This is a genomic window from Pseudarthrobacter sp. Hb11 (genome assembly GCF_059383655.1).
Window position 1 is genome coordinate 76,844 of sequence record NZ_JBWZCM010000011.1, and the last position, 25,266, is coordinate 102,109.

At 65.1% G+C, this 25,266-nt stretch carries 26 protein-coding genes and 3 tRNA genes; 21 read left to right on the top strand and 8 right to left on the bottom strand.

Annotated features, from left to right (window positions below; all coding sequences use genetic code 11):
- Positions 1 to 94 precede the first annotated feature (94 nt).
- The 3 genes from AC50X7_RS14680 to AC50X7_RS14690 all read left to right on the top strand — a co-directional run bounded on the left by AC50X7_RS14680 (position 95) and on the right by AC50X7_RS14690 (position 3,235).
- Positions 95 to 1,303, top strand: a complete 1,209-nt coding sequence (locus tag AC50X7_RS14680; RefSeq protein ID WP_494979695.1) for a LolA family protein — start codon at positions 95 to 97, stop codon at positions 1,301 to 1,303.
- Positions 1,300 to 2,355 carry an ABC transporter ATP-binding protein gene (locus tag AC50X7_RS14685; protein WP_494979696.1) on the top strand — a complete coding sequence of 352 codons (1,056 nt, stop codon included), beginning with the start codon at positions 1,300 to 1,302 and terminating at the stop codon, positions 2,353 to 2,355. The genes AC50X7_RS14680 and AC50X7_RS14685 overlap by 4 nt, the downstream gene beginning before the upstream one ends.
- Positions 2,356 to 2,437: 82 nt before the next feature.
- A complete protein-coding gene (locus AC50X7_RS14690) occupies positions 2,438 to 3,235 on the top strand; it encodes an ABC transporter permease (protein ID WP_494979697.1) in 798 nt (265 codons plus the stop codon).
- A 23-nt stretch (positions 3,236 to 3,258) separates the two neighbouring features.
- Here AC50X7_RS14690 and AC50X7_RS14695 read toward each other — a convergent pair whose 3' ends face one another.
- The 4 genes from AC50X7_RS14695 to AC50X7_RS14710 all read right to left on the bottom strand — a co-directional run bounded on the left by AC50X7_RS14695 (position 3,259) and on the right by AC50X7_RS14710 (position 7,356).
- Positions 3,259 to 4,764, bottom strand: coding sequence for a C40 family peptidase (locus AC50X7_RS14695; protein WP_494979698.1), 1,506 nt, complete (start codon positions 4,762 to 4,764; stop codon positions 3,259 to 3,261).
- Between the two features lie 227 nt (positions 4,765 to 4,991).
- The gene (locus tag AC50X7_RS14700; protein ID WP_494979699.1) at positions 4,992 to 5,912 is read right to left on the bottom strand and encodes a cation diffusion facilitator family transporter; all 921 of its coding nucleotides are present in this window, start codon (positions 5,910 to 5,912) and stop codon (positions 4,992 to 4,994) included.
- 10 nt (positions 5,913 to 5,922) lie between these two features.
- Positions 5,923 to 6,369, bottom strand: coding sequence for a metallopeptidase family protein (locus AC50X7_RS14705; protein ID WP_494979700.1), 447 nt, complete (start codon positions 6,367 to 6,369; stop codon positions 5,923 to 5,925).
- A 9-nt stretch (positions 6,370 to 6,378) separates the two neighbouring features.
- Positions 6,379 to 7,356, bottom strand: a complete 978-nt coding sequence (locus AC50X7_RS14710; protein WP_494979701.1) for a DMT family transporter — start codon at positions 7,354 to 7,356, stop codon at positions 6,379 to 6,381.
- 125 nt (positions 7,357 to 7,481) lie between these two features.
- Here AC50X7_RS14710 and AC50X7_RS14715 point away from each other — a divergent pair, with 125 nt between their 5' ends.
- On the top strand, positions 7,482 to 8,165 hold the full coding sequence (locus AC50X7_RS14715) for a DsbA family protein (protein ID WP_494979702.1): 684 nt from the start codon (positions 7,482 to 7,484) through the stop codon (positions 8,163 to 8,165).
- A 1-nt stretch (position 8,166) separates the two neighbouring features.
- On the opposite strand, the gene AC50X7_RS14720 is transcribed toward AC50X7_RS14715, so the two are convergent.
- Complete coding sequence (locus AC50X7_RS14720; RefSeq protein ID WP_494979703.1) at positions 8,167 to 9,210, bottom strand: PHP domain-containing protein; 1,044 nt, start codon at positions 9,208 to 9,210, stop codon at positions 8,167 to 8,169.
- 163 nt (positions 9,211 to 9,373) lie between these two features.
- Here AC50X7_RS14720 and AC50X7_RS14725 point away from each other — a divergent pair.
- The 8 genes from AC50X7_RS14725 (at position 9,374) to AC50X7_RS14760 (ending at position 12,151) form a co-directional block, all read left to right on the top strand.
- Positions 9,374 to 9,446: transfer RNA gene (locus AC50X7_RS14725), tRNA-Glu, on the top strand.
- Between the two features lie 90 nt (positions 9,447 to 9,536).
- A tRNA-Asp gene (locus tag AC50X7_RS14730) sits at positions 9,537 to 9,610 on the top strand.
- 48 nt (positions 9,611 to 9,658) lie between these two features.
- Positions 9,659 to 9,734, top strand: a tRNA-Phe gene (locus tag AC50X7_RS14735).
- A 180-nt stretch (positions 9,735 to 9,914) separates the two neighbouring features.
- Positions 9,915 to 10,373, top strand: coding sequence for an Asp23/Gls24 family envelope stress response protein (locus AC50X7_RS14740; protein WP_494979704.1), 459 nt, complete (start codon positions 9,915 to 9,917; stop codon positions 10,371 to 10,373).
- The gene (locus tag AC50X7_RS14745; RefSeq protein WP_307096847.1) at positions 10,370 to 10,561 is read left to right on the top strand and encodes a hypothetical protein; all 192 of its coding nucleotides are present in this window, start codon (positions 10,370 to 10,372) and stop codon (positions 10,559 to 10,561) included. The genes AC50X7_RS14740 and AC50X7_RS14745 overlap by 4 nt, the downstream gene beginning before the upstream one ends.
- The gene (locus tag AC50X7_RS14750; RefSeq protein ID WP_494979705.1) at positions 10,558 to 10,938 is read left to right on the top strand and encodes a hypothetical protein; all 381 of its coding nucleotides are present in this window, start codon (positions 10,558 to 10,560) and stop codon (positions 10,936 to 10,938) included. Before AC50X7_RS14745 ends, AC50X7_RS14750 begins: the two co-directional genes overlap by 4 nt.
- Positions 10,935 to 11,543, top strand: coding sequence for a hypothetical protein (locus AC50X7_RS14755; protein WP_494979706.1), 609 nt, complete (start codon positions 10,935 to 10,937; stop codon positions 11,541 to 11,543). Before AC50X7_RS14750 ends, AC50X7_RS14755 begins: the two co-directional genes overlap by 4 nt.
- The gene (locus AC50X7_RS14760; protein WP_494979707.1) at positions 11,540 to 12,151 is read left to right on the top strand and encodes an Asp23/Gls24 family envelope stress response protein; all 612 of its coding nucleotides are present in this window, start codon (positions 11,540 to 11,542) and stop codon (positions 12,149 to 12,151) included. The genes AC50X7_RS14755 and AC50X7_RS14760 overlap by 4 nt, the downstream gene beginning before the upstream one ends.
- 12 nt (positions 12,152 to 12,163) lie before the next feature.
- On the opposite strand, the gene AC50X7_RS14765 is transcribed toward AC50X7_RS14760, so the two are convergent.
- A complete protein-coding gene (locus AC50X7_RS14765; protein WP_494979708.1) occupies positions 12,164 to 13,972 on the bottom strand; it encodes a glycoside hydrolase family 13 protein in 1,809 nt (602 codons plus the stop codon).
- Between the two features lie 153 nt (positions 13,973 to 14,125).
- Between AC50X7_RS14765 and AC50X7_RS14770 the strand changes: the two genes are divergently transcribed.
- From AC50X7_RS14770 to AC50X7_RS14790, 5 genes are all read left to right on the top strand, one after another.
- Positions 14,126 to 15,424 (top strand): ABC transporter substrate-binding protein, encoded by a 1,299-nt coding sequence (locus tag AC50X7_RS14770; protein WP_494979709.1) that lies wholly within the window; start codon positions 14,126 to 14,128, stop codon positions 15,422 to 15,424.
- A gap of 6 nt (positions 15,425 to 15,430) precedes the next feature.
- On the top strand, positions 15,431 to 16,468 hold the full coding sequence (locus AC50X7_RS14775; RefSeq protein WP_307096838.1) for a carbohydrate ABC transporter permease: 1,038 nt from the start codon (positions 15,431 to 15,433) through the stop codon (positions 16,466 to 16,468).
- Positions 16,465 to 17,361, top strand: coding sequence for a carbohydrate ABC transporter permease (locus AC50X7_RS14780; protein ID WP_307096836.1), 897 nt, complete (start codon positions 16,465 to 16,467; stop codon positions 17,359 to 17,361). Before AC50X7_RS14775 ends, AC50X7_RS14780 begins: the two co-directional genes overlap by 4 nt.
- Positions 17,358 to 17,606, top strand: coding sequence for a hypothetical protein (locus AC50X7_RS14785; protein ID WP_494979710.1), 249 nt, complete (start codon positions 17,358 to 17,360; stop codon positions 17,604 to 17,606). The genes AC50X7_RS14780 and AC50X7_RS14785 overlap by 4 nt, the downstream gene beginning before the upstream one ends.
- Positions 17,607 to 17,743: 137 nt before the next feature.
- Entirely contained in the window at positions 17,744 to 18,796 is a 1,053-nt protein-coding gene (locus AC50X7_RS14790; RefSeq protein ID WP_307096832.1) for a LacI family DNA-binding transcriptional regulator, read from the top strand.
- A gap of 27 nt (positions 18,797 to 18,823) precedes the next feature.
- Here the strand turns inward: AC50X7_RS14790 and AC50X7_RS14795 are convergent, their stop codons facing one another.
- Positions 18,824 to 19,717 carry a DUF8083 family protein gene (locus AC50X7_RS14795; protein WP_307096830.1) on the bottom strand — a complete coding sequence of 298 codons (894 nt, stop codon included), beginning with the start codon at positions 19,715 to 19,717 and terminating at the stop codon, positions 18,824 to 18,826.
- Positions 19,718 to 19,751: 34 nt separating this feature from the next.
- Positions 19,752 to 20,558, bottom strand: a complete 807-nt coding sequence (locus AC50X7_RS14800; protein ID WP_494979711.1) for an exodeoxyribonuclease III — start codon at positions 20,556 to 20,558, stop codon at positions 19,752 to 19,754.
- A 235-nt stretch (positions 20,559 to 20,793) separates the two neighbouring features.
- Here AC50X7_RS14800 and AC50X7_RS14805 point away from each other — a divergent pair, with 235 nt between their 5' ends.
- From AC50X7_RS14805 to AC50X7_RS14820, 4 genes are read left to right on the top strand one after another with little or no spacing between them, the layout of a single operon-like run.
- Positions 20,794 to 22,293, top strand: a complete 1,500-nt coding sequence (locus AC50X7_RS14805) for a CoA-acylating methylmalonate-semialdehyde dehydrogenase (protein WP_494979712.1) — start codon at positions 20,794 to 20,796, stop codon at positions 22,291 to 22,293.
- Positions 22,293 to 23,393, top strand: coding sequence for an enoyl-CoA hydratase/isomerase family protein (locus tag AC50X7_RS14810; RefSeq protein WP_494979713.1), 1,101 nt, complete (start codon positions 22,293 to 22,295; stop codon positions 23,391 to 23,393). The genes AC50X7_RS14805 and AC50X7_RS14810 overlap by 1 nt, the downstream gene beginning before the upstream one ends.
- Positions 23,386 to 24,348 carry a 3-hydroxyisobutyrate dehydrogenase gene (gene mmsB / locus AC50X7_RS14815; RefSeq protein ID WP_494979714.1) on the top strand — a complete coding sequence of 321 codons (963 nt, stop codon included), beginning with the start codon at positions 23,386 to 23,388 and terminating at the stop codon, positions 24,346 to 24,348. Before AC50X7_RS14810 ends, mmsB begins: the two co-directional genes overlap by 8 nt.
- Positions 24,345 to 25,121 carry an enoyl-CoA hydratase gene (locus AC50X7_RS14820; protein ID WP_494979715.1) on the top strand — a complete coding sequence of 259 codons (777 nt, stop codon included), beginning with the start codon at positions 24,345 to 24,347 and terminating at the stop codon, positions 25,119 to 25,121. Before mmsB ends, AC50X7_RS14820 begins: the two co-directional genes overlap by 4 nt.
- Positions 25,122 to 25,266: the final 145 nt, after the last annotated feature.

Genomic DNA, 25,266 nt, shown 5'->3' on the forward strand with positions numbered 1-25,266 from the left:
GGGCTCCCGGACAGGTGTAGGGAACGGGCCTGAGGCGTACCCTAGGACTATGGGCTCCAGTGACGGAGACGGCCGGACTACGAACCGCCGGAGTATGGACAGCAGGCGCGGCATGAACCGCGCCTGGGTGCGGTGGGTGCCTGCCGTGGCGGCACCCGCAGTGATCGCCGCCGGGGTATTGGTGGGATCCATGCCGGCGCGGGCCGGTGATCCACTGCCGGGCAAGACCCCGGCCGAAGTGATCGCTCTAGTAGCCGGTCACAGGACGCACACTTTTTCGGGAACTGTCCAACAGTCCTCCGAGCTGGGGCTGCCGGAACTGCCGGCAACGGGTCCCACCTCGGGTCCGGCATCTGCCGGCGGCGCAGCCTCAGTGATGGAGTTCCTCACCGGGGAGCATACGGCGCGCGTATTCATGGACGGGAAGACCAAGGCGCGCATCCAGGTGGTGGACCGTCTCGCCGAGCGGGACATTATCCGCCGCGGCAACGACGTCTGGTTCTACTCGTCAAAGGACAACTCGGCTGCCCACCTGACCCTGCCGGCCTACGCCAATGACCTGCCGCTCACCCAGCCGCCGCTGGCCGACCCGGGCAACACGGGGACGCCATCCCTTGATAAGGCGCAGCGGATCCCGCCCATGCCGCAGGAGCTTGCAGAGAAGTTCCTGGCCGCGGCGGACAGTTCAACCGCCGTGTCCGTGGGGCCGGACGTGGAAGCCGCCGGGCGCCCTGCCTACAACCTGCTGCTTGAGCCGAGCACCGGGGGCACCCTCGTGGGCAAGGTGGCCATCGCCGTCGACGCAGCCAGCGGCATGCCGCTCTCGGTGGAAGTAACGGCCCGCGGCGCAGCACAGCCTGCCTTCAGCGCCGGATTCAGCAGCCTGTCCCTGGAGGCTCCGGACGAGGCGCTGTTTAACTTCGTCCCGCCGCCGGGCAGCACGGTGGAGGAGCTGCAGTTCCGCCATCCCGAACGATGGCCGGTCAACCCGGGTTTCCCGGCCGGTCCAGGCAAGCACAACACCCCGGATGACCCGGCCAAGAGTATCAAGGACAAAGTCCGGCCCTACTTGACCGGCGCCGGCTGGGAGGCGGTAGTGGAAGTTCCGGCGGAGGCAGGGGCCGCCGCGGCCATGGATACCTTCCTGTCCCGGAATCCGCTGCTATCCCAGGCCGCCGTCGCAGTTCCCGGCGGTCGGCTGCTCTCCACCACGCTGTTCAACGTCCTGCTCACCGACGACGGCCGGATCTTCGCGGGCATGGTCCCGCCGGAGAGGCTGCAAGCCGCATCCGCAGCTCCGTGACAGGGGCCGCAGGAGGCCCCGGCTGGCGGACCCACGGCCTGACCATCGAGACGCAGGGGCTGACCAAGCGGTTCGGGCAGCAGGTGGCCGTCAATAGCCTTGACCTGGCGGTGCCACCCGGCGCCGTCTTTGGTTTCCTGGGGCCCAACGGCTCCGGAAAGACCACTACCATCCGGATGCTGCTGGGCCTCGCCGCCGCCTCCGCGGGGTCCATCCGGTTGCTGGGGATGGACATGCCAGGCAAATTCCAGGAAGTACTCCCGCGGGTGGGGGCGCTGGTGGAGGGCCCGGCCTTCTATCCCTTTCTCTCCGGGACCGCGAACCTCCACCGCCTCGACGCCGCCACCCGGCATGCCGCGCCCGCCACCCGCAAAGCCCGCGTGAACCAGGCACTGGAACAGGTGGGACTGGGCCACGCCGCGGGCAAGAGGGTGCACGCCTATTCCCTCGGCATGAAGCAACGGCTGGGTCTCGCCAACGCGCTGCTGTCACCCCGCGAGCTGCTGGTGCTGGATGAGCCCACCAACGGACTGGACCCCCAGGGCACACGTGAAGTGCGGAACCTCGTCCGTTCCCTCGCAGCCGACGGCACCACCGTCTTTGTTTCGAGCCATCTGCTGGCCGAGGTGGAACAGATCTGCACCCATGCGGCCATCATGAGCGCCGGCCGGCTCGTGGCCCAGGGCCCGCTTTCCGAGCTGCGCCGGTCCGGGAGCGCCTGCATCCGGCTGGTGACACCGGACGCCGGAGCCGCCATGACAGTCCTGGCGCGCCTGGGATTGTCGCCGGAGCCCGAAGCTGCGCAAGCTGACGGTGAGGTGGTGACGGCGGTGCTTGCCGGGTCCGGGGCGCTTGCGGGACCGGGTGTTGAGGCGGGGAGGCCCGTGCCGGGGGCCTCCCCGGATGCCGCCGCGGGTGGTGCCGCCGCTGAAGATATCGTGGCCCACCTTGTGCATGCGGGCGTCCGGGTCCGTGGTTTCGCGGTGGAACGGGAAAGCCTCGAGGACCGCTTTGTTGCCTTGACGGGGGAGGGGTTCGACGTTGCCCAGTAGCGCACGGCAGGAGACCAGAAAAACAACAGGAACAGCAGGAAGGAAGCCCGCGTGGGCGCCGCACGGATCCGGGCTGTCCCTTTTGCTGTCGGAACTTCGGGTGCTGTTTGGCCGGCGGCGTACGTGGGCCCTGCTGCTGGCGCTGGCCGCCATCCCGGTCCTGATCGCGGTGGCCGTCAGGATCTCGTCCGCGGTTCCGGCGGGGCGGGGTCCTGCTTTTCTCGACCGCATCACGCAGAACGGGCTGTTCGTGGCCTTCACCGCCATGCTGGTATCTGTTCCACTGTTCCTGCCGCTGACGGTGGGCGTGGTGGCAGGGGACACCATCGCAGGCGAGGCCAATTTGGGAACGCTGCGGTACCTGCTGGTTGCTCCCACGGGCCGCGTGCGGCTGCTGTTGGTGAAGTACGCGGGGGCCCTGGCGTTTTGCCTGGCCGCGCCCGTCACAGTCGCACTGGCCGGTGCCGCCATCGGGGCGGCGCTCTTCCCCGTGGGTCCCGTGACTTTGCTGTCCGGGGACGTGATCGAGCCGCCGGAGGCCGCGCTGCGCCTCCTCCTGATTGCTGGTTACCTGGCCGTTTCCCTCGCCGGGCTCTCAGCGATAGGGCTGTTCCTTTCGACCCTTACAGTGGTTCCAGTAGGTGCCATGGCCGCCACGGTGGTGGTCTCGGTGGTGTCCCAGGTCCTTGACCAGCTGCCCCAGCTCGAGTGGCTGCACCCGTGGCTGTTCAGCCATTACTGGCTGGGCTTTGGCGACCTGCTCCGCCAGCCGGTGCTGTGGGACTCGTTCACCAGCAACGCCTTGCTGCAGGCGGGGTATATCGCAGTGTTTGGGGCGCTCGCCTATGGACGTTTTGTCACCAAGGATGTGTTGAGCTGACCCGTGCCGGTTCGTTCCGAGGGTCAGTAACGCGCCGCGTATCCGTGAAGCTGCATGCCGGCCATCGCGCTGAGCGAGGTGACTCCGATGCCCTCCTGCGGATTCAGCGCGTGCACCACCTGGCCGTTTCCCAGGTAGATGGCCACGTGGTAAAAGTTCGACGGCGATCCCCACACCAGCAGGTCGCCGCGCCGTGCCTGCGAGATGGGAACGTGGACGGAAGCAGCCGCGTACTGCTGCGCGGCCGTGCGGGGCAGGTACTTGCCGGCGGCTGCGAACGCCGTTTGCACAAGCCCTGAGCAGTCGAAACCGGTGGGGCCCGTGCCGCCCCACTGGTAGTAGTAAGGTGCACCCACCTTGCTCAGGGCCACCGAGATAGCAGCCTCGTAGGTTCCACTTCCAATGGATGGTGCAGGTGCAGGTGCAGGTGCAGGTGCCGGGACTGGTGCGGGTGCCGGGGCTGCTGGGGCAGGTGCCGGGACTGGTGCGGGTGCCGGGGCTGGTACTGGTGTCGGGGCTGCTGGGGCAGGTGCTGGTACTGGTGCAGGTGCGGGAGCAGGGGCTGGTGCCGGAGCTGGTGCCGCCGGTGCCGGAGCTGCCGGAGCTGGACCTGGAGCCGGAGCTGCGGGAACGGGCACGGCAGGAGCCGGTGCCGCAGGGGCTGCCTGGGCAGGCCGGTTTCCCGGAGCAGCCGGCTGCTCCGGGGCGGACCGCTCCGCAGCTGCCAGCGCCGCCGCCAGCCTGGCCTCCTCGCGCTGCCGGTCGAGGGCATCCACCCTGGCCGATTCAAGGGCACCGGTGGTGTTCCGGAGCTTGGCCAGCTGGTCCACGAGGACGGTGCGCTGGGCCTTGGCGTCCGCCACTGCCTTGGCCTGGGCCGCATTGGCCTCTTCCGCTTGGGTCTTCCGGGCTTCCGCCGTCCTTGCGGCATCATCGGCCGCTTTTGTGGCATCCTCAGCGGCCGCCGTCAGCGACTCCGAGGCCTGGGCTGCCGCATCTGCCGCCTCGAAGGCCCGGCTCCGGCTGGCCGACAGGGCCTGCAGCGTGGCGGCCTGCTGGAGGGTGTCCCCGCTGCCGCTGACAAAGGTACCCAGGGTGGGGTTGAGCCCGCCGTGGCGGTAGAGGTCCCCGGCGAGTTGCCCCACCTGCTTCTTGGCTCTGTCCTGCTGTTCCTGGGCTGCAGTGGCCTTCGCCGAAGCGACAGCCGCCGCCGACGAACGCTGCTGCAGCTTCACCAGGGCCTCGCTGTAGGCGTTGTTGGCCTGCATTGAAACAGCGAAGGCGGCTTGTTGTGAGCTTGCCGCGGACTCGAGGATCCGTTCAATGGAGGAGACCTGGTCCGCTGTGGCGGACGCGCTGGCCTTGGCAGCCGCGATATCCTCCGCCGACGGCATTTCTGGAGCTGCAGGTACGGAGACGTGCGGCGCCAACGGCGTTGTTACAGCTCCTGCGGGCGCTGCCAGCGTTCCAATGAGCACGGCGGCGACGCACAGCACGGCCGCTTTGCGCCCGGATCCGGTCAAAACCATCTGCAGAAACCTCGAAGTGATAAGGCTGGGAGGTCCTGATCACGGCAGGGCGGTGCCCCTGGTTTGCTCCCCAGCAGTCCCGAGGCTACGTGGGCTTCTGCACTTTAGCAACAGCAGTCACATCAATAACATAAAACACAACAGTGTCATTTTCGGCCTAGCCAAGCGGGCGTGTCGCAGCTCGGGCACGTGCCCACCAGTAATAGACCGCCGGCTGAGTAACACGGCTAGGCGTGCTGGTGCGCCTCGTGTTCGGAGTGTGTGGATGGTTCCAGCTGGAACGTGCAGTGGTCGGTATCGAAGTGGGAGCCCAGACAGGTCACCAGCTTGTCCAGCAGTTGGTCGGCTCCGCGGGCGGTCAGCACGCCGTCCTCCACCACCACGTGCGCTGAGAAAACAGGCACGCCGGAAGTGATGGTCCAGATGTGGATGTCGTGCACGTCGGAAACGCCCTCCACGGACAAAATGTGTTCGCGGATCATCTGCACTTCCACGCCCTTGGGGCTGGCTTCGAGCAGAACATCAACCACATCGCGCAAGAGGCTCCATGCCCGCGGCAGGATCAACAGGGCAATCACCACCGACGCGATAGTGTCAGCGGCCTGGAAGCCGGTGAGCATAATGACCACAGCGGCAGCTATGACGGCGAAGGAACCCAGCAGGTCGCCCAGAACTTCAAGGTAGGCGCCGCGGACGTTGAGGCTTTCCTGGTGTGCCCCGCGCAAGATAAGGAGCGAAGCGATGTTGGCGGCAGCACCGAGGATTGCGGCGAACAGCATGATGTCCGTCTGTACCTCAGGCGCGGTACCAATCCGCCGGATTGCTTCGGTAAAGATCACAACGGAGATCACGATCAGGATCAATGCATTGGCCAGGGCCGCAAGGACTTCGGCCCGCTGGTACCCGTAGGTCCGCTGGTCGCTTGCAGGCCGGCCGGCAATCCAGGCGGCAAGCAATGCGATGGTTACCCCGGCCGCATCGGAGAGCATATGTCCGGCGTCGGCAAGCAGTGACAACGAACCGGAGAGGGCTGCACCCACCACCTGCACCAGGACCACAACCAGTGTGATGACGAGGACGGCCACAAGCCGCTTCCGGTGCCGGCCCGTTGCGGTAATACCGTGCGTGTGGCTGTGGTCGTGTCCCATGCCTACAAGGCTAGCCCCAGCCGAGCTCGTGCAGCCGCTCGTCATCGATCCCGAAGTGGTGGGCGATCTCGTGGACCACCGTCACTGCCACTTCGTGGATGACGTCCTCGCGTGAGGAGCAGATTTCAAGGATGGGTTCGCGGAAGATCGTGATGCGGTCCGGCAACGAACCCGCGTCCCACCAGGAGTCCCTTTCGGTCAGCGGCACGCCTTCATAAAGTCCCAGGAGGACTGTGTCCGGGTCCTCCCCGGCCGGTGGCACGTAGTCGTCCTCGATGAACACCGCCACGTTGTCCATGGCCCTGGCCAGCTTGTCCGGGATGCTGTTCAGGGCATCCTGGACGGCGGCCTCGAACTCGTTCGCGGACATGGAGAAGCTTTGGTGTTGGGCGGAGTGAAGGGGCTCGCTGGGACCCTCAGGTACGACGGGCAGACCCGGCGGCAGGCTGGCTGGCATACTCCGACTTTAGCCAAGAACCTTTTGCTTGGCTCCGCGTCCCTGCCGGGTCCTGCGCCGGGTCAATCCGACGCCCACAAGGCAGACCACGCCGCCCACCAGGCCCAGTGCCGTGGGAATCTCGCCCAGGAGGAGCCAGGAGATCAGGATGGTGGTGCCGGGCACCAGGTAGGTGGTGGCTGCGAGCTTGCCGGCCTCGACCAGCGAGAGCGCGTAAGCCCAGGTGGTGAAGGCAATGGCCGTGGGAAAGATCCCAAGGTAGACCAGGCCCATGGTTGCTTCGGGCGGTGCGGCCTGGACTTCGGTGATCAGCTGCCCCGTAAACGGCAAGCAGCACAGTGCGCCCACCAGGATCCCGAACCATGTGGCCTGCGCGGCGGGAAACTTCCGCAGTACGGGTTTTTGGATGATGACGCTGACTGCGGCGAGCACGGCGGCAAGGAGGCACAGCAACACGCCCGCAACATCCGCCGTCGAATCTTCCCCTGGCACGGACGGCCGGCCTGAACCCACTGCAATCAGCGCTACCCCGGCGAAGGCAACCAGGCTTCCGATGATCAGCCACCGCGGGAAGCCCTCCTTGAGGAAAATGCCGGCCATGATGGCCACGAGGATGGGATTGACGTTGATGAGCAGGGCACTGGTTCCTGCGTCCAGCACGTGCTCGGCCGCGTTCAACGCCACGTTGTACCCGCCGAACCACATCACCCCGTAGGCGAGTATGGGCCACCACTCCCGGCCCCGGGGAAGGAGCCTGCTCTTCAGCAATTGGGGGAGGACCAGTAAGGCCAGTACGGCGGCGGCAATGGCCAACCTTCCGAGCGTCAGGGAGCCGGGGGAGAAGTGGGGGCCGATCGCCCGGATTCCCACAAACGCCGAAGCCCAGAGGACCACGGTGACGGCCATGGCAGCCACGCCCAGTGCCCTGATCCGGGACGCGGGGGCAGGTGGAGGAGCCGTTGTGCTGACGGGGGTGCTTGATGCCATGGTGCCAATCTAGGCGGGGGCAGGGGTCAGTGGCTCGCGGAAATCGGCCACGTCTGGCCAAGTTCCTGCCAAAGATGAGCCAAAGTGCCGCAATGGATACCGGGTTGCCGGTTAGGATGCGGGTTATGGCCTCAAACCTTTCTCCTCCGCGTGATACGGCCCGCCTGGTACGGACAGTCATCTGGGTCGTCCTTGCAGCAGTGGTAGTGGCCGGCGTGGCCTGGTATGCCGCGCTGACCTTCGGGAAGTCCCAGCAGTCCGCGCCGCCGGCCGCGGGTGCTGAACAGCTTGTCCGGGCAGACAGCCACCGCTTAACCAGCCCGGCGGTGGAGAAAGCGCAACTGGTGGAATTCCTCGACTTCGAATGCCCGTCCTGTGGCTCCGTCCATCCGGTCGTGGAGGAATTCAAAGCGGAGTTCGGGGACCGGATCACGTTCGTCCACCGGCACTTCCCCCTGTCAGCCCACCCGAATTCAGGCCAGGCGGCCTTGGCCGCGGAGGCGGCTGGACAGCAGGGCCAGTACCAGCAGATGGCCAACAAGCTGTTCGAAACCCAATCCCAGTGGGCGGGAAGCCAGCAGTCCCAGGCGCCGCTGTTCCGTACTTACGCCCAACAGTTGGGGCTGGACCTTCCGCAGTTTGACGCCGTTCTCGCCGATCCAAAGACGGAGGAGCGCATCCTGGCGGACATCGCGGACGGAAATGCCCTGGGCGTGACCGGAACCCCCACCTTCTTCCTCAACGGGGAAAAGCTCACCCTGTCCACCAAGGCGGACTTCCGGCAGAAACTCGCGGACGCCGTCAAGTAGGCTAGTTCGCCGCGGCCCACTCCAGCAGCCGCTCCACTGGCCACGTGGTGATGATGCGCTCCGCGGGGACACCGTTCTTCTCCGCGCGCTCGGCGCCGTACTGCAGGAAGTCAAGCTGCCCGGGCGCGTGCGCGTCACTGTCAATCGAGAAGAGGCAGCCGGCTTCCAGGGCAAGCTGGATCAGTGCATCCGGCGGGTCCTGGCGCTCCGGCCGCGAATTGATCTCCACCGCCACGTTGTGTTCCGCGCAGGCGGCGAACACCTCCTTGGCGTCGAATTCCGACGGCGGGCGCGTGCCCCGCGATCCCTCCACCAGGCGCCCCGTGCAGTGTCCCAGCACATTGGTGTGCGGATCCTGGATGCCTTTGAGCATGCGCCGCGTCATGGTATTCCGGTCTGCGCGGAGTTTGGAGTGGACGCTGGCCACCACGATGTCCAGGCGGTCCAACAAGTCAGGATCCTGGTCCAGTTCGCCCGACTCCAGGATGTCCACCTCGATGCCGGTCAGCAGCCGCACCCGGTTTTCCTGCTGCCCGTCGGAGCTGGGATGCGTGCCGTCGTTGAGGGCTGCCACGACGTCCAGTTGCTGCAGGAGGCGTTCCGCTGAGAGCCCGTTCGCGATGGTGAGGTTGGGGGAATGGTCCGTCAGTGCAAGGTAATCCCTGCCGAGGACCCCGGCGGCCGCCACCATCAGCTCAATGGGGGAGCCGCCGTCGGACCATTCGCTGTGGCTGTGCAAGTCTCCCCGCAGCGCTTCCCGGATGTCCGCGCCCCCGGAAACCAGCGGCTGCGCGCCCTTCTCCCGGAGGTCGGCGAGGTAGTCCGGGACCTGGCCCTCCACGGCGTCCCGAATGACCTGGTAGGTCCGGTCGCCGATTCCCTTCATGGATTTCAGCCGGCCGTTCCGGGCCCGGGCCGCCACTTCTTCCGGCGGCAGCGGGGCGATCACCCCGGCGGCTTTCCGGAAGGCCTGGACCTTGAAGGTGGCAGCGCGTCCGCGCTCCAGCCAGAAGGCAATCTCGTTGAGTGCTGCAACGGCGTCCATCAGTCCATCTTTACCTGTTCCCGCCGCTCTGGGCGCGTGTTTTCGCCGATTTTGGATTATTCCTGAGTAGGCCCTATAGTTTTAGAGTCCAGTTCGGAGCAACGCGAAGAAGAAAGACGGAAAGCCTCGCTTTACGCCTTTATTTTGTGCCGAACGGGTTCTGGCCCCCATCGTCTAGCGGCCTAGGACACCGCCCTTTCACGGCGGCGGCACGGGTTCGAATCCCGTTGGGGGTACGCAAGGAACTGGTCAAACAGACAAAAAATGTCTGGTAGGCTGGAAGCCTTGAAAAAAGCGGTAGAGATACTGTGAAGCAAGAAACGCAAGGCCCTGTAGCGCAGTTGGTTAGCGCGCCGCCCTGTCACGGCGGAGGTCGCGGGTTCAAGTCCCGTCAGGGTCGCTCTGATTGTTGGAAGAAATTCCGGCTCTCATGGTGACTAGTCACCTAGGCTCTGTAGCTCAGTTGGTAGAGCGTTCGACTGAAAATCGAAAGGTCACCGGATCGACGCCGGTCGGAGCCACCACTGGGAAGCATCAGTTCTTCGGAACTGGTGCTTTTCTTCTTTAACCCGGGCTCTGGAATCTGAGCTCCCTGCCGCAGGCGTCGTGACCGTAGGACGCTCCACATTTGCGGGTGCCCTCCCTGCTGCCGTTAAGTCAATGCCAGGGGATAGTGTTGGGATCAACAGAAGGGGGAGTGCCTGATGGAATACCAGAACCCACAACCCGGCCAGGGCATCCAGAGCCGTGCCGTCCCGGTTCCTGTGCCAGTGCCTGGTCTTGGCCGCACAGTGATCTCCGAAACCGCTGTCGCCAAAGTGGCCGGAATTGCCGCCCGGGCCGTCCCCGGGGTCTACTCACTGGGCTCCGGACCGTCACGTGCGCTCGGCGCCATCCGCGACGCCGTCGGCAGTTCGGATCATGCGGCCGGCGTGCGTGCCGAGGTGGGTGAGACGCAGGTTGCAGTGGATATCAGCCTCGTGGCGAGCTATGGAACACCGCTCCATTCATTGGCCAACGAGGTCCGCGCGGCAGTTTACCGGGCGGTCGAGGAACTCGTGGGCCTGCAGGTTATCGAGGTCAACGTGGAAGTCACCGACGTCTACGTGCCGCCTCCACTCAAGCCCACTGCCGGTTCCACTGAAAGGGAGGCGCTGCTGTGAACCTCACCGTGGCCGGTACCGCCATGGGTGCCTTTGTTGCCTTTATGTCCCTGGAATTCGGTTTGTGGGGCTTCCTTATATCCCTGCTGTTTATGGCCATCGGGGCACTTCTGGGCCGCGCCGCGGAAGGGAAACTCGACCTTCGCGGCGTCCTGGACGCCATCATCGGCCGGCGCTCGTCCTCATGAGCTCCACCGCCCCGGCCATCCGGGGCCAGGAGCTGAGCGGACACAACCGCATCAGCACGCAGGCCCTGACAAGCCTCGCCAAAGCGGCAGCCGCCCAGTTCCTGGGCGTGGATGCGGACGATGTCCGGGCTGACTGGGCGGACGACGACGGCATGCTGGCGCTGTCCCTCGTCACACCTATCAGCATCCCGCCGTTGAACGCCGTGGTGATGGACCCCTTGCGGGTGGAGGGCGCCGGGGGCTCCATCTGGGACCGCACTGTGAGGGCAAAGGCCCGCATCCTCGCCACGGTGACAGAGCTGAGCGGGGCACGGTTGAGCCGGGTGGACATCAGGATCAGCGGGGCCAGGATCAGCGAAGGGGGGCGCGTGCAATGAGCCGGCAGATGGAAAGCCAGGGCCCGGATATGGACCGTATCCTGCACCGGGAGACGCATTCCTCACGTGCAGTGGTGGCCACCACTGCTGCGGTCCTGGTCATTGCACTTGCTGCCTACGGGCTCCTCGAAGCTGCTGTCCATGCCTTTGGGCAGCCGGCCTGGCTGATTGAGCCGCAGGTGGCAGCTGAACGCCTGGTGGCCCTGCCCGCAGGGATTTCGCCGCTGCTGCTGGGCGCCATTGGAGCAGTGCTCGCCATGTTCGGCCTGGTATTTTTCCTCAACGGGGTCCTGCCCGGGCGCCGTGCCCGGCATCGTGTCCGCGGCGGCGGGGGCGCAGGTGGCCCTGCCGTGGTGGTGGACGATGAAGTCATCGCTTCCTCGCTGGCGCGCCGCGCCCGGCTTGCCGCTAACGTCACACCCGAACAAGTCACAGTGGTGGTCTCGCAACGGCAGGTAGTGGTGAATGTCCGGCCCACCTCCGGAGTTCCCGTGGACCGTGATGCTGTGCTCAACGCCGTCCAAAGCGAGCTCGGCGGCATGGCACTGGATCCAACACCAGAGGTGCAGGTCAATGTGGCGCCGTCAGGAGTGATCGGCGCATGAACAGCACCCCTACGCTTCTCAACCGGATTCTGATTGCGCTCCTGGGGCTGATGCTGATTGCTGTGGGCGGCCTGCTGATGTTGCTGGCCGCAGTCCCGGCCGTGGCTTCCTGGTGGCATTCCTGGTCACCCGGGGTCTGGAATCAAGTCAACCAGGCTTTCAACGCCACCAGGTTCCCCGGGCGGGGTGAAAGCTGGCTATGGATCGTGGTGGCGCTGGCCCTGCTGGTGCTGATCGGGCTCATGGTGGCCTGGGTTGCCCAGCAGGGCAAGGGCCGGGCAAACCTGCTGGCTGTCGAATACGATCCCGGTGAGGTCCCGGGCGACGTGCGGATCGGCGGAGGAGTGGCGGAGCAGGCGCTCAAACATGCCCTCGCGAACCGCCCCGATTTAGCCGGCGCCACCGTGACCACCTACGACGTCAAAGGCAGCCCGGCCCTGAAAGTGCGCCTCCTCCCGCGCCAAGGCGTGGCCCCGCACCTGCTCGCCGACGAGGTGTACGCGCTGGTGGCCGCACTGGAACAGGTGGTGGGAAAGACGATTCCCGTCCTGATCCATATCGGCGCCGGCGCACGGACGCGCTTCAGCAGGGCTGAGCGCGTCCGCTGACCGACGGCTCGTTCAGTCCTTGGCGAGATAGACAGCGCAGTCCACGGACACTTCACGCATGCCCGCCCACTCGGCGGCAGGTTCCGGGCCACTGGAGAGAACCACGGAATACCCTTCAGGGACCGGGGCGGACGCGAACCCAAGGTTGCCCAACACCAGGATGTCCCCGTTATGGAAGGCCAGCACCCCGCTGTCCGGCGCATGGATCTCGGCCCAGCCAACGGACCCTGCACCCAGCCGCCGGGCGGCCCGGAAGGCAAGGGCAGCGCGGTAAAGCTCCAGGGTAGAGCCCTCCACTCCCTCCTGCTGGTCCGCCGCCAAGGGCCCAAAGCTGTCCGGCTGGGGGAGCCAGGGCTGCGAAGTTTCGCCGTCCCGGGTTATCGAAAAGCCGTAGCCCGGCAGCTCCGCGGTCCAGGGCAACGGGACGCGGCAGCCGTCACGGCCGATCTCTGCGCCCCGGGTCCGGAAGAACGTTGGGTCCTGCCGCGCACCGGCCGGAAGGGTGGTGTGCTCGGGGAGCCCCAACTCCTCTCCCTGATACAGGTATGCGGAGCCCGGCAGGGCAAGCGAGATCAACGTCGCGGCCCTGGCACGGGCCAGCCCCAATGCTGGGTCGGGCTGTTCGTCATCTCCTCCCAGGCCCTTGGGGAACGTCGTGGGATCCTTAAGGCCGAACCGCGTAGTGTGGCGGACAGTGTCATGGTTGCTCAGCACCCAAGTGCAGGGAGCACCCACAGAGGAAGCTGCTGCCAGGGAGGCCTCAATGGATTCCGCCATGCGCTCCGCGTCCCAGCCTGCAAGCAGGAAATCGAAATTGAAGGCCTGCTGCATCTCGTCCGGGCGGGTGTAGCGGGCCAGCCGTTCCGCCGGCTCCACCCAGGCCTCGGCCACCAGCATGCGGTCGCCGTCGTACCCGGCAAGCACACTGTGCCAGTCGCGGTAGACGTCGTGCACCCCGTCCTGGTCAAAGAACGGCGAGGGCGGATAAACCGGGGATACCGCGCGGTGGGGCTCTTCGGCGTCGGTATGGGCTCCAGGTGCGTCACCGGGGCGGTGCACAGCTTCCCGACTCACTTCCGGAGTGCCTTCAACCATTGCGGCAACACCTTCCCAGTCGGGCAGGCCGGGCTCCTTGATCAGGCCGTGGGCCACGTCCACACGGAATCCATCCACACCCCGGTCCAGCCAGAAGCGGAGCACCGAGCGCATTTCCTCGTGCACCTCGGCGTTTCCCCAGTTGAGGTCCGGTTGCTTCGTGTCGAAAAGGTGGAGGTACCACTCGCCGGGAGACCCATCAGCCTCGGTGATCCGGCTCCAGGCTGGCCCGCCGAAGATCGATTTCCAGTTGTTCGGGGCGAGGTTGCCATCACCGGAGCCGGGAACGTCGTCCTTGCCGGGCCGGAACATGTAGCGGGCCCGTTCAGGGGAGCCGGGCGGTGAAGCAAGCGCCTTCTGAAACCATACGTGTTCGTCGGAGGTGTGGTTGGGTACCAGGTCCACGATGACTTTCAGCCCGCGCTGGTGAGCTTCCTGCAACATGGCATCGAAGGTCTCAATCGACCCGAAGAGCGGGTCCACCTGGCGGTAGTCGGCCACGTCATATCCCCCGTCAGCTTGCGGGGATTTGTAGAACGGGGAGAGCCAGATGGCGTCCACTCCCAGCTGCTGCAGGTAGGGCAGGCGTTCCGTAACGCCGCGCAGGTCGCCCATGCCGTCACCGTTGCCGTCCGCGAAGGACCGGGGGTAGATCTGATAGACAACGGCGTCCGCCCACCATTCCTGGCGGGCTGGGCGGTCAACAGGAACGTCCGTGTTGGACATTTGGTTCCTCTCAGATAACTTTTTGATGTAAACGCTTGCATTGTTCGCAGCAACCTTACTAGTGTGAGCGTCACCACATCAACCTCACCACATCAACCTCACCTAGCAAGCGCACGTAGACCTACTTGTCACTCAGCGAGGAGCTTCAAGCTTATGAAAACCCCTAGATTCCTACTTCCGGTTGCCACCGCCGGTGTCCTGGCCCTGACCTTGGCCGCATGCGGCGGCGGCGGCGGGGGCGGTACCACAGGCGGCGGCGGCGGTGGCGGCGGGGACGCCGAAGCCAACATCGACAGCCGAGGTCCCATCACTTACGTGCAGGGTAAGGACAACAGCAACGTTGTGCGTCCCCTCATCGAAAAATGGAACGCTGCCCACCCCGATGAGAAGGTCACGTTCAAGGAACAGACCGACCAGGCGGACCAGCAGCACGACGACCTCGTCCAGAACTTCCAGGCCAAGAATGCTGACTACGACGTAGCGAGCGTTGACGTTGTCTGGACCGCGGAATTCGCTGCGAAGGGCTGGCTGCAGCCGCTCAAGGACAAGATGGCCGTCGATACCGCGGGCATGCTCGAACCCACCGTAGAGGCCGGCTCATACAAGGGCACGCTTTATGCGGCTCCGGTCTCCTCCGATGGCGGCATTCTCTACTACCGCAAGGACCTGGTTCCCGAGGCGCCCAAGACCTGGGACGAGATGATGGAGATGTGCTCCATCGCCAAGGCCAACAAAATGGGCTGCTACTCAGGGCAGTTCAAGCAGTATGAAGGACTTACCGTCAATGCTTCCGAGGCCATCAACTCCGCTGGCGGTTCCGTCCTGAACGACGAGGGAAAGCCGAACCTGAACACTGCAGAGGCCGAGGAAGGCTTGAACAACCTCGCCGAAGCCTTCAAGAACGGGAACATTCCCGCTGAGGCGATCACTTACCAGGAAGAGGAAAGCCGCCGTGCGTTCCAGGAAGGCAAGCTGCTGTTCCTCCGCAACTGGCCTTACGTGTACAACCTGGCCACGACTGAAGGCTCCTCCAAGGTCAAGGACGTGCTGGGCATGGCTGCCCTGCCAGGCAAGACCGGCCCCGGTGCTTCCTCCCTCGGCGGCCACAGCGCGGCCATCAGTGTCTACTCGGACCACAAGGCGACCGCCCTGGACTTCGTAAAGTTCCTTGTTGAAGAGGAACAGCAGAAGTTCTTCGCGACGCAGGGTTCCCTGGCTCCGGTGTTCGGCGCTCTCTATGAGGACAAGGAACTGGTCGCCAAGCTGCCGTACCTGCCCGTCCTGAAGACATCCATCGAGAACGCTGTTCCCCGCCCCGTGACCCCGTTCTACCCGGCTGTCACCCAGGCCATCCAGGAAAATGCCTACGCGGCACTGAAGGGTGAGAAGCCGGCCAAGGACGCGCTGTCCGATATGCAGAAGTCCATCGAGACCGCCGGCGCAGGATCGTAACCAGCCATGGCTACCGAATTGGGCCCGACGCCGGTCAAAGGGCCGGCGTCGGGCACTACCCCGGTCCATCACGGACCAAAGGGCGTAGGCGAAGACAACAAGATCCTCAGCCAGGGCAAGTGGGCCTCGTGGCTACTTGCCCCGACTATCATCGCGCTCGGCATTGTGATCGTTTACCCGATCATCAGCGCGATCATCATGTCCTTCACGAAGGACGCGGGACTCGATCCGGTTACAGGCCTCTTTACTGAAGGCGGCCCGGCAGGCATCCAGAACTACGTGAACTGGCTGGGACAGCAGTGTGCTGCCCAGGGCGGCGGTACTGTCGCCTGCCCGCCAGGCACCCTGGGCGGGCAGTTCTGGACAGCAACTGGCACCACTTTCCTCTTTACTGTTATCACCGTTGCCTTCGAAACGGTCCTCGGTTTTTGGATGGCCATGATCATGGCCCGGACGTTCAAGGGCCGCGGCCTGGTCCGGGCGGCCGTGCTCGTTCCGTGGGCCATCCCCACTGCCGTTACTGCGCAGCTGTGGCTTTTTATGTTCGACTTCAACGGCATCATCAACAAGCTGTTCAACGTCTCCATCCTGTGGACCGGCAGCGAATGGCCCGCCAAGTGGGCAGTGATCATCGCCGATACCTGGAAGACCACGCCGTTTATGGCGCTGTTGATTCTGGCAGGCCTGCAGATGATCCCTGCCGAGGTTTATGAGGCCGCGAAGGTGGACGGTGCCACCGCTTGGCAGCGGTTCCGGATGATTACCCTTCCGCTGGTCAAGCCGGCGCTGATGGTGGCCATCCTGTTCCGCACCCTCGACGCGCTGCGTATGTTCGACCTTCCGTACATCCTCACCGGCGGCGCCAACAACACCACTACGCTGTCCATCCTGGTGATCAACCAGATCAGGCAAGGCTTTAACTCTGCAGCCGCCTTGTCCACCATTACGTTCATCATCATCTTCCTGGTCGCGTTCATCTTTGTCCGCTTCCTTGGAGCGAATGTTGTGGAACAAAGCGGAGCCACCGGCAAGGGGAAAAAATGACAACCACAACTGCCTCCACGGCATTGCGGGCGCAGCAGGACAAGGGGCGCAAGACTGCGCAGAACCGGGAAAAGTGGGCAAGCGTCCGTACATACGTCAGTGCGGCTGTCATCCTTATCTGGTGCCTTGCACCTGCTTACTGGATGGTGGTGACGGCGTTCCGCGAAGTGGGCTTCACCTACGACACAACGCCCTGGCCCACCCACGTGACGATGGACAACTTCATCACGGCCTTCGATACCTCGTTCGGCAACAGGTTCGGCCAGGCCTTGCTGAACAGTATTTTCATCGGCGTGACGGTAACGGTGATCTCGCTGGTGATCGGAGTGTTCGCGGCGTACGCCCTGGCACGCCTGAACTTCCGCTTCAAGTACCTGGTGCTGGGCTTCATCCTGGGGGCGTCCATGTTCCCGGGCGTTGCCCTCATCACCCCGCTGTTCCAGCTGTTCACCAACATCGGCTGGATGGGCACGTACCAAGCGCTGATCATTCCGAACATCTCGTTTGTCCTGCCCCTCACCGTTTACACGCTGACCTCCTTCTTCCGGGAAATGCCCTGGGAGCTGGAGGAATCGGCGCGGGTTGACGGCTGCACCCAAGGGCAGGCGTTCCGGAAGGTGATTATGCCGTTGGCCGCTCCGGCGATCTTCACCACGGCCATCCTGGCTTTCATCTCCTCGTGGAATGAATTCCTGATTGCCAGCCAGCTGTCAAACGAGGCTACGAAACCAGTGACGGTTGCCATTGCCAGCTTTGCCGGCGCACAGCCCAACCAGATCCCCTACACGGCCATCATGGCCGCGGGCACCATCGTCACCATTCCGTTGGTGATTCTGGTACTGGTCTTCCAGCGCAAGATCGTTGCCGGCCTTACGGCAGGTGCGGTCAAGTGACAGGCGATGCTTCCCGCTCCCGGTCCGCCGGGGCGGGAAGCGACCGCCGCCGGATGAGGTCCGGTGAGGACTTTGACATCATCATCGGGTTCCTCGGATTCTGGGCGCTTGTGCTGCTGGTGGTCACCGTCTGGATGGAGGTGACGGCGCAGCCGGCACTCGGTTGGGCGCTGGGCCTTCTGGCCACGCTGCTCGCACTCTACGGAATGGTGCGGCTGCGCCGGCGCCTGCCGGACCGGAGGTAGCGCACACAGGGTTCCGCCGCCGTCGGGCACCCGGCGGGAAGTAACACTGCGATGCGGGCCAGCGCTCAAAATACTATGGCCCAGGGGTATCGCGCGAAGCAGGGCGGATGCCTGCAGGGAGTACATGAGGGGACACCGTGGCACGCACAAGTGAAAGGTCGCAACGGGGCGGCCATAGCGGGGTCAGTATTGAAGACGTCGCCGCCGCCGCGGGGGTGTCCACTGCCACGGTGTCGCGGGCGGTCCGGGGCCTGCCCCGGGTCTCACCCGCAACGAGGCAGAAAATTCTTGAGGTAGCGGGAGACCTGGGTTACGTGGCCTCCAGCTCCGCTTCCGGCCTGGCAACGGGCCGAACCAAAACCATCGGTGTACTGGCGCCCTTCGTCAGCCGATGGTTCTTCTCCAAGGCCATCGAAGGCGCAGACCGGGAACTTCACGCCCGGAACTACAACCTCTCGCTGTTCAACCTCGGCGGCCATGGCAGCAACCGCGAGCGGCTCTTCAGCAAGACCATGGTCTACAAGCAGATCGATGCCCTGCTGGTCCTGTGTATGGCGTTGTCCCACGACGAACTGGAACACCTGCAGAAAATCGACATTCCGCTGGTGGTGGTGGGCGGCCACGTGGAGGAGTGCGCCTATATCGGTATTGACGACTACGCCGCCGCCTCCACCGCCGTCCGGCACCTGATCGACCTGGGCCATCGGGACATCGCCCTGCTCCACGGCGATGACGAAACAGACCTGAACTTCGATGTTCCCCGCGTCCGTATCCTCGCCTTCAAGGACGTCATGACGGCGGCGGGCCTCCCCACCCGCCCCGAATGGGACGAATGGGGGGACTTCACGGTCAGCAGCGGACAGGAGGCCTTCCGCCGCCTGTGGGCCAAACCGGGCGACAAACCGACAGCCATCTTCTGCGCATCGGATGAGATGGCCATGGGCGTCATTTTTGAAGCGTCCAGGCTTGGGGTCCTCGTGCCGGAGGAACTTTCCGTGGTGGGTATCGACAACCACGATTTTGCTGACGCCATGGGACTCACCACCGTGGGGCAGCGGCCTGACGAACAGGCCGAACTGGCCACCAAGATGCTCCTCGACGAACTGGACGGTGAGGCCGGAGCGGTTCAGTCCGCCGTCGCACCCCATGAACTGATCGTCAGGAGGACGACGGCGCCGCGCCAGTCCTAGCGCCCCCGGCGGTCCCGAGGGAGAGCTTCAGGAGGCGCGCGCCAGTTGCCGGATGGGGATCCAGCGGGAAGCCAGGCGGCGGTACGCTGCGGCGGCGCCCGTCATGTCGCCCTCGGCCAGGCATTCGATGCCCAGCCTGATGTCCATGGGTGAATCGTCCGGGTACACCTTGTCCGCAACAGCCCCGTAGTCCAGCTCCACCATCGAATTCACATGGAAGAGTTCCAGCCACTCGGTGAGCTGCGCCAGATCGTCCAGCATGTCCAGGTCCGGTGCCGCCAACGCCAGGTTGGCCACAGCATAACGCGCACGCTCCAGGGCTTCCGTGATGGGTGCCCACACCCGGACCGTGAGGATCCGGCCGGCAGCCTCCACTACGTCTTTATGGTCTGAATCCATAAAAAGGGAAAACCAGCTGAAGGGGATTCCCCAGGTGGACGCCCGCGTGTGGACGCGGATGGCACCGTCACGGGCCTTCACCTGGTCGATTCTTTCCTGGTGCTTGTCCCGCTGCTCCTCCGGGATCAGCAGTTCGGCCAGCGGGCCGTGGATTCCCTCCATCAAAGCGTTCGCTGCCAAACCGGCCCGCAGTACCAACTGGCTGGGACAGTACAGCAGCTTAGGCTCGGCGTCAGCGCCGTCGTCGGACGGGCCTCCTGTGCCTTCTCGCGACGCCGGGGCCGTGGTGACGCGCACCAGGTCCGTCCGCCCCGTGGGGAAGGGGTCGCCGCCGGAACGGGTGATCCGGCCCAGTGAGGCCAGCAGTTCGGCGTTTTCGACGGCGGCACGCGAGGCAGCCTGCGCTCCGGCGGCCGCGATGGCTTTCCGCTGCTCTTCGGGGAAGGCGTCGAGCGGTTCGTAGACGCGAAGTGTTGAGGAGAATGGCAGGCCGGCCTGGCCCCGGTAGAGGTTTCCCGTCATCACGGTCTCCTTGAATGGGTCCAGGATGGTGTCATCAGTCTGCCAGTTCCACCAGCACTGGTGCGTGGTCCGACGCGCCCTTGCCCTTGCGCTCCTCGCGGTCAATCGAAGCGCCGGTCACTCGTTCGGCCAGGGCAGGGGAGCCCAGCACGAAGTCGATCCGCATGCCTTCCTTCTTGGGGAAACGCAGCTGGGTGTAGTCCCAGTAGGTGTAAACGCCCGGGCCGGGGGTATACGGGCGGACCACGTCGGTGAAGCCGGCAGACTCGAAGGCATGGAAAGCGGCGCGCTCCGGCGGGCTGACGTGGGTGTACCTGTTGTTGACGAACAGGTCGATGTCCCACACGTCCTCGTCGAACGGTGCGATGTTCCAGTCGCCCATGAGTGCCACCTGTGCTTCGGGGTTCTGCGCGACGAGTTCCTGGGCGTGCGTCTTCAGGCTTTCCAGCCACTTGAGCTTGTACGGCATGTGTTCGTCGTCCAGTGAGCGGCCGTTGGGGACATAGAGGCTCCAGATCCGAACGCCGGCGCAGGTGGCAGCCATGGCGCGTGCTTCCTGGACCGGATCCTTGCCCGCCTTGCCGAAAGAGGGCTGATCCAGGAACGTCCGCTCAACATCATCCAATCCCACCCGGGACGCGATGGCCACACCGTTCCACTGGTTCACACCGAAGTGGGCAACCTCGTAACCCATCCGTTCGAAGAGTTCCCAGGGAAAGTTGTCGTCTTTGCACTTCGTTTCCTGGATGGCCAGGACGTCGCAATCGCTGCGCTGCAGCCAGGCCTCCACACGGTCGGCGCGGGCACGGAGCGAATTCACATTCCAGGTAGCAATCTTCACAGCTCCTAACTTACCGTGGCCGCGCGGATTGCGGGGCCGGGGCAGTGTTGCCGCAACGGGGTACATCGGTGCGGACCCGCCGGCGCTTCCGGCCCATTTCGCCGTTCCTCGCAGCGATATGCCCCATGGCGGCGGCGCCCGCCACAGTGCCAGGGGCGCGGTGGAGTTTAGTTGGAGGTCCCAGTATATTCGCAACCAGGAATGACCCGGGTCACACGCGAAGGAGCTTCCGGCCATGGCGCGCGAGCTTTCCCACTACGTCGGCGGCCAACACACGGCCGGCACCTCAGGCCGTTTCGGCGACGTCTTCGACCCCTGCACGGGGGCCGTCCAGGCCCGTGTGCCGCTGGCCGGTGGGGACGAGGTGACCAGCGCGGTTGCTGCCGCAGCCAAGGCGCAGGAGGAATGGGCGGCCATGAACGCCCAGCGCCGCGGCCGCATCCTGCTCCGGTTCGTGGACCTGGTGAACCAGGACATGGACGGACTGGCGCGGCTGCTGTCCTCCGAACACGGCAAGACCCTCGCCGACTCCAGGGGCGACATCCAGAGGGGGCTGGAAGTCGTGGAGTTTGCCGCTGCCGCCCCGCACCTGCTCAAGGGTGAGTTCTCCACGGAGGCCGGACCGGGAATCGACATCCATTCCCTGCGTCAGCCCCTGGGGGTTGTGGCAGGAATTACGCCGTTCAACTTTCCCGCCATGATTCCGCTCTGGAAGTCCGGCCCCGCCTTGGCCGCCGGCAACGCGTTCATCCTGAAGCCCTCGGAACGTGACCCCTCTGTGCCGCTGCGTCTCGCCGAGCTCTACACCGAGGCGGGCGTTCCGGACGGGGTATTCAACGTGGTCAACGGGGATAAGGAAGCCGTGGATGCGCTCCTTGAGGACCACAGGGTCAAAGCCATCGGGTTTGTGGGCTCCACCCCTGTTGCCCAGTACATCTACGCCACGGCCACAGCCCACGGCAAGCGCGCGCAGTGCTTTGGCGGTGCCAAGAACCATATGGTGGTGATGCCGGACGCAGACCTGGACCAGGCGGCGGACGCCCTCATTGGTGCCGGGTATGGCTCGGCAGGGGAGCGCTGCATGGCTGTTTCGGTGGCAGTTCCGGTGGGACAAGAAACAGCTGACCGGCTGGTGGCCAAGCTCCGGGACCGCGTGAAGGGGCTGAAAGTGGGGCACAGCCTGGACCGGGACGCGGACTTCGGGCCCGTGGTGGCCGCCGCCGCGAAAAAACGCATTGAGGGGCTTATCCAAGCGGGTGTGGACGAGGGCGCCAGCCTCCTGGCGGATGGCCGGGGCATCACGGTGGAAGGCTACGAAGGCGGTTTCTGGGTGGGGCCAACCCTCTTTGACCACGTGACGCCGGACATGGGCATCTATCGGCAGGAGATCTTCGGCCCCGTCCTCAGCGTGGTGCGGGCGGTCGATTACGATGAGGCGCTTCAGCTGTGCAGCAGGAATGAGTTCGGCAACGGCGTGGCCATCTTCACCCGTGACGGCGATGCAGCCCGCGATTTTGCCAGTCGCGTCGATGTGGGCATGGTGGGCATCAATGTCCCCATCCCGGTGCCCATCGCCTACTACACGTTCGGCGGCTGGAAGGCGTCAGGGTTCGGTGACCTGAACCAGCACGGAGCGGACGCCTTCCGCTTCTACACCAAGACCAAGACGGTCACCACACGGTGGCCCTCAGGAATACGGCACGGAGCCAGCTTCGTGATGCCGGAAGGAAGTTGATGACGGACAGCTCGAAGACCGGTGCGGACCACAACGAGGTGCTGTTCGAGCGCCGCGGCCGGCTGGGGGTCATCACCCTCAACAGGCCTCAAGCCGTCAACGCCCTGACCGCCGGGATGGTGGGCGCGCTTCTGGAGCAGCTCACCGCGTGGGCGGACGACGACGGCGTTGCCACGGTACTGGTGCGGGGGGCGGGCGAACGGGGGCTGTGTGCAGGCGGCGACATTGTGGCCATCTACGAGGATATTTCCGCAGGTGGAGGGCAAACGGCAGACTTTTGGCAAACGGAGTACCGGGTCAATTCCCTGATTGCCCGCTACCCGAAGCCTTACGTCGCCGTGATGGACGGGTTGGTCCTGGGCGGCGGCGTGGGCATCTCGGCGCACGGCTCCGTCCGCGTGGTCACCGAACGCACCCGGATGGGTATGCCGGAAACCACCATCGGGTTTGCGCCCGACGTCGGCGGGACCCTGCTGTTGTCCCGCGCACCGGGGGAGGCGGGAACACATGCGGCGTTGACCGGCGCGCACCTCAGTGCGGCGGATGCACTGCACCTTGGCCTCGCCGACTACTTTGTTCCGTCCGACAGCCTTGAGGAACTGATGGTGGCGCTGGAAACCGAAACAGCGGAAGCCGCCGTCGTACCTTACAGGGTGGACGCACCCGGCTCCGCGCTCGCCGGGCAGCGTGACTGGATCGACAGCTGTTACTCCTCCGACAACGCCGAGGAGATTGTCCGCCGGCTCCGTTCCTACCGCGGTGCCGACGGCGGCGGAGATGCCACAGAGGCGGCCCGGGCTGCTGACATCATCGAGGCGAAGTCGCCCACGTCCGTCAAGGTCACGCTGGCCTCCCTCCGCCGGGTAAAAAAATTCACCCTGGATGAAGCCCTGGCGCAGGAATACCGCGTGGGGCTGCGGTTCCTGAAAGCGCCGGATTTCCGGGAGGGCATCCGGGCGCAGGTGGTGGACAAGGACCGCATCCCCCGCTGGAATCCGCGCACCCTGGCTGAGGTGCTGCCCGAGCAGGTGGAGCGCTTTTTTGAGCCGCTGGGCAACAATGAACTGGATTTGGAGCTAAAGGAGACGGACCATGCCTGAGAACAACACTGTTGCCTTCCTGGGCCTTGGGCATATGGGCGGCCCCATGGCGGTGAACCTGGCCAAGGCGGGGTATGCGGTAGCCGGCTTCGATGTGGTGCCTGCAGCACTGGAAGTTGCGCGGGCCCACGGGGTTCCGGTTGCTGCCAGTGCTGTTGACGCAGTATCCGGGGCGGACGTGGTCCTCACTATGTTCCCCAGCGGCCGGCACGTCCTCGACGCATATCAGGGAACAGGCGGCGGGCCGGGACTGCTGGCAGCGGCGGCACCGGGAACCATGTTCCTGGACTGTTCCACCATCAACGTGGACGAGGCCCGGGAAGCAGCCAGGCTGGCCATTGAAGCAGGGCACCGCTCGGTGGATGCCCCGGTATCCGGAGGCGTGGTGGGCGCCGAAGCCGGGACCCTCACCTTTATGGTCGGCGGCGATGTGCAGGACTTCGAGGCAGTCCGGCCGCTGCTGGAGGTGATGGGCAAACGGGTGGTGCACTGCGGCACGCACGGGGCCGGCCAGTCGGCCAAAGTTTGCAACAACCTGATCCTGGGCGCCTCCATGATCGCCGTCAGCGAGGCCTTTGTGCTCGGCGAGAAGCTGGGCCTGAGCCACCAGGCGCTGTTTGATGTGGCGTCGGCGGCGTCCGGGCAATGCTGGGCGCTTACTACCAACTGCCCCGTGCCCGGCCCCGTCCCCACAAGCCCGGCCAACCGCGATTACCAGCCCGGCTTCGCCGGAGCATTGATGGCGAAGGACCTCAAACTCGCCGTCAACGCACTGCAAAGCACCGGGGTTGCCGCCCGGGTTGGACCGCTTGCGGCGGAAATTTACGATACGTTTGCCGCGGAAGGCGGCGCCGGCAGGGACTTCTCCGCGATCATCACGGATATCCGGAACAAGTCGGGCCAGGACAAGCAGGAACCACATCAGGCAGCGCAGGACGACGGGAGCCCGGAATGACGGAATACACGAACATCCTTGTGGAGCAGCGGGGCAGGGTGGGCCTGGTGACGTTGAACCGGCCGCAGGCTCTGAATGCCCTGAACAAAGCCACCATGGAGGAGCTCGTGTCAGCCGTGCGCGTCATGGATACCGACCCTGGGGTGGGGGCAGTGGTCATCACCGGCTCGGGCAAGGCCTTCGCTGCCGGGGCTGACATCAAGGAGATGGCGGCGCAGGGTTACATGGACATGTACGCCGCCGACTGGTTCCGCGGTTGGGAGGACTTCACCCGGCTGCGCATACCCACGATTGCCGCAGTGTCCGGATTTGCCCTGGGCGGGGGCTGCGAACTGGCCATGATGTGCGACCTCATCATCGCCGGGGACAACGCGAAGTTCGGGCAACCGGAAATCAACCTGGGCGTGCTGCCGGGCATGGGCGGATCGCAGCGGCTCACCCGTGCAGTGGGCAAGGCCAAGGCGATGGACCTGATCCTCACCGGCAGGTTCATCGGGGCAGAGGAAGCTGACCGCTGCGGCCTTGTGTCCCGGGTGGTGCCGGCCGAGGACGTTGTGGACGAGGCGATCAAGGCCGCCGACGTGATCGCGTCCAAGTCCAAGCCCGTGGCCATGGTGGCGAAGGAGGCCGTAAACGCCGCCTTCGAAACCGGGCTGGCCCAGGGGGTCCTCTTCGAACGCAGGCTGTTCCACTCCCTGTTCGCCACGGAGGACCAGAAGGAAGGGATGGCGGCGTTCACGGAAAAACGCCAGCCGGAGTTCGGGCACCGCTGAGGGAAATGGACTCCCGGCAGCCGCCCACGTCCGCCGATTCCTCAGCCGCAGTGCGGTTTTCATGATGCGCCTCCGGCCGGTCCCGCCTCGTCCTGGCCACAGCCTTGTCCTGGTCACAGCCTTTACGCAGGTGCGTAAGGTAAAC